Origin of the sequence: Streptomyces sp. HSW2009, assembly GCF_040240285.1 — a bacterium.
In the GTDB taxonomy this organism is placed as follows: Bacteria; Actinomycetota; Actinomycetes; order Streptomycetales; family Streptomycetaceae; genus Streptomyces.
The window spans coordinates 1-3,406 of record NZ_JBEHZD010000702.1 but is presented as its reverse complement, the minus strand read 5'-3'; the positions used below and the strand labels follow the sequence as shown (position 1 = coordinate 3,406).

Below are 3,406 nucleotides of genomic sequence, written 5' to 3'. Positions count from 1 at the left end.
CCCCCCCCCCCCCCCCCCCCCCCCCCCCCCCCCCCCCCCCCCCCCCCCCCCCCCCCCCCCCCCCCCCCCCCCGGGCGGGCGCGGGGCCGGCGCGCCCCGGGGGGCGCCCCCCCCCCCCCCCCCCGGCCGCCCCGCCGCGGGTCGGGCGCGCAGGGCGCCGGCCGCAAGGGCCGCGGCCAGCGACTGACCACGCTCGGCCGCAAACTCGCCCAGTTCCCGGTCGATCCGCGGCTCGCCCGGATGATCCTGGCGGCCGAGCGCAGCGGCTGCGTGCGCGAGGTGATCGTGATCGCCGCCGCGCTCTCCATCCAGGACCCGCGCGAACGCCCGGTCGACAAGCAGATGCAGGCCGACCAGCAGCACGCCAGGTTCAAGGACGAGACGAGCGACTTCCTGGCGCTGCTCAACCTGTGGCGGTACGTACGGGACCAGCAGAAGGCGCTGTCCTCCTCCGCCTTCCGCCGCATGTGCCGCTCGGAATTCCTGAACTACCTGCGGATACGCGAATGGCAGGACATCTACAGCCAGTTGCGTACGGTCGCCAAGTCGATGGACATCGAGGTGTCGGCCACCGACACCGAGATCCCGGCCGACCAGGTGCACCAGGCGCTGCTGGCCGGTCTGCTGTCGCACATCGGACTCAAGGAGATCGCCGAGGACGCCGCGAAGGCCGGCCAGAAGGGCCAGGGCAAACCGGCCGGCAAACCCGCGGGCAAGGGCGACTACCTGGGCGCGCGGAACGCCAAGTTCGCGGTCTTCCCGGGCTCCGCGCTGTTCAAGAAGCCGCCGCGGTGGATCATGTCGGCCGAACTGGTGGAGACCTCCCGGCTGTGGGCCCGGGTGAACGCCAAGATCGAGCCGGAGTGGGTCGAACCGCTCGCCCAGCACCTGGTCAAGCGCACGTACAGCGAACCGCACTGGGAGCAGAAGCAGGCCGCGGTCATGGCGTACGAGCGGGTGACGCTGTACGGGGTGCCCATCGTCGCCCAGCGCAAGGTCAACTTCGGCAGGATCGACCCGGTCACCAGCCGCGACCTGTTCATCCGCAACGCCCTGGTGGAGGGCGACTGGCGCACCCATCACCAGTTCTTCCACGACAACCGCAAGTTGCTCGGCGAGGTCGAGGAGCTGGAGCACCGGGCCCGCCGGCGCGACATCCTGGTCGACGACGAGACGCTGTTCGACTTCTACGACCAGCGGGTGCCCGAACACGTCGTCTCCGGCGCGCACTTCGACTCCTGGTGGAAGCACAAGCGCCGGGACGAACCGGAGTTGCTCAGCTTCGAGAAGTCCATGCTCATCAACGAGCAGGCGCAGGGCGTCAGCAAGGACGCCTATCCGGACACCTGGTGGCAGGGGCGGCTGAAGTTCCGGGTGACCTACCAGTTCGAGCCGGGTGCGGACGCGGACGGCGTGACCGTGCACGTACCGCTCCAGGTGCTCAACCAGGTCACCGCCGACGGCTTCGACTGGCAGATCCCGGGCCTGCGGCAGGACCTGGTGACCGAGCTGATCCGCTCGCTGCCCAAGCCGATCCGCCGCAACTACGTGCCCGCGCCCGACTTCGCGCGCCGCTTCCTTGAGCGGGTCACGCCGACCGCGGGGCGCAGCGGCGGCGGCGCGGCGCAGGGCAGCCTGGCCGACGCGCTCGGCCGGGAGCTCCAGCGCATGGTCGGCATCAAGATCGACCCGGCGGACTGGGACCAGACGAAGGTCCCCGACCATCTGAAGATCACCTTCCGGGTGGTGGACGAGCGGCGCCACAAGCTCGCCGAGGACAAGGACCTGGTGGCCCTGAAGGCCAGCCTGCAACCCAAGACGCAGGCCGCGATCAGCAAGGTCTTCGCGACCTCGAAGGAGAGCGCGGGCATCGAGCAGCGCTCGGGCCTGACCTCCTGGACGGTCGGCACACTGCCGCGCACCTTCGAGACCCGGCGCGGCGGCCAGCCCGTCAAGGCGTACCCGGCGCTGGTGGACGAGGGCGCGTCGGTGGCGGTCCGGCTCTTCGACTCCGAGCCGGAGCAGGAGCGCGCGATGTGGGCCGGCACCCGCCGGCTGATCCTGCTCAACCTGCCGTCGAACCCCGCCAAGTTCGCACAGGGCAAGCTGGACAACGCCGCGAAGCTGGCGCTCTCCCGCTCCCCGCACGGCAGCGTGCAGGCGCTCTTCGACGACTGCGTGTCGGCGGCCATCGACCGACTGGTCGCCGCCCGCGGCGGCCCGGCCTGGGACGAGGAGTCCTTCCGCAAACTCTTCGACGCCGTACGGGCCGATGCGATCGACGCGACGATGGACGCGGTGCGCAAGGTGCGCGAGGTACTGGCGGCCTGGCAGGCGTGCGAGCGCCGGCTGCGGGCCACCACGAGCCCGGTCCTCGCCCCGTCGCTGGCCGACGTCAGGGAACAGCTCGGCGCGCTGATCAAGCCGGGTTTCGTCACCAAGCACGGGGTGCGGAGGCTGCCGGACGTGATGCGCTACCTGGTCGCCGTCGACCGCCGGCTCCAGCAACTGCCGCACCACGCCGAGCGGGACCGCACCCGCATGACGAAGGTGCACGAGATGCGCGACGAATACCTCTGGCTGCTGGAACAGCTCGCCATCAAGCACCCCGGCCGCCCGGTCCCCAAGGAGGCCCAGGAGATCCGCTGGATGATCGAGGAACTCCGGGTCAGCTACTTCGCCCACGCCCTCGGCACCGCCTACCCCATCTCCGACAAGCGCATCGTCAAGGCGGTAGACGCAGCGGCCCCGTAACCCCGCCCCCGCGCCCCACCAGGGCCCCGCAGCCCCGCGCACCGGCCGCGGCGGGGCCCTTGTCCGTATGCCCGGTGTCCGTACGTCCGGTGTCCGTACGCACGAGTGGGGCTGGGACCCTGGGGGCCCTGAGGACTCTGGAGTGGGCCGCCGCCGGGGCGCCTGGTGGGGCCGCGGCGGCGTCCGGCCCGTACGCGGACCGCGCATCGGGGCGCAGCGGGCCGCTCGGGGCTGCCGCTGGGTGGCCTTGCGCCGGGGGTTCGCCGTACGAGCCGCCTCGGCCCGCGCACGGTGTCGTACGCGTACGGGGCCGGTGGCCGTCGGGGGCACCCTCCCTCGCACGCGGGGCGTCGAACGAGGAGCGATCTGCGCGCGTGCGGGGAGCAGCCCCCACCCTCGCGCGGGGCACGGGACGAGCGGCCGTCCCCGCGTGCCCGGGGGCAGCGCGCGCCCTCGCGCGCGGGTGTGCGTGGGGTGGCTGTTGGGTGGGTCGGGAACGCGGTTCGACCCCACCCCCTGACCTGCTGTAGAGTCTCTTCTCGCAGCCGGGTCCACCGCGAAACGGCGCGAAGAGATGGTCCTGTGGAGCAGTTTGGAGTGCTCGCCACCCTGTCAAGGTGGAGGCCGCGGGTTCAAATCCCGTCAGGACCGC

General features: G+C 72.3%; 1 protein-coding gene and 1 tRNA gene. Both read left to right on the top strand.

All coding sequences use genetic code 11. The features are described 5' to 3' along the window. Positions 1 to 2,754 (top strand): ATP-dependent RNA helicase HrpA (gene hrpA, locus AAHZ94_RS30985; RefSeq protein WP_349997042.1); only part of this gene is annotated, 2,754 nt, incomplete at its 5' end. Positions 2,755 to 3,330: 576 nt separating this feature from the next. Further along, a tRNA-Asp gene (locus tag AAHZ94_RS30980) sits at positions 3,331 to 3,405 on the top strand. The last annotated feature ends 1 nt before the right edge of the window (position 3,406 follow it).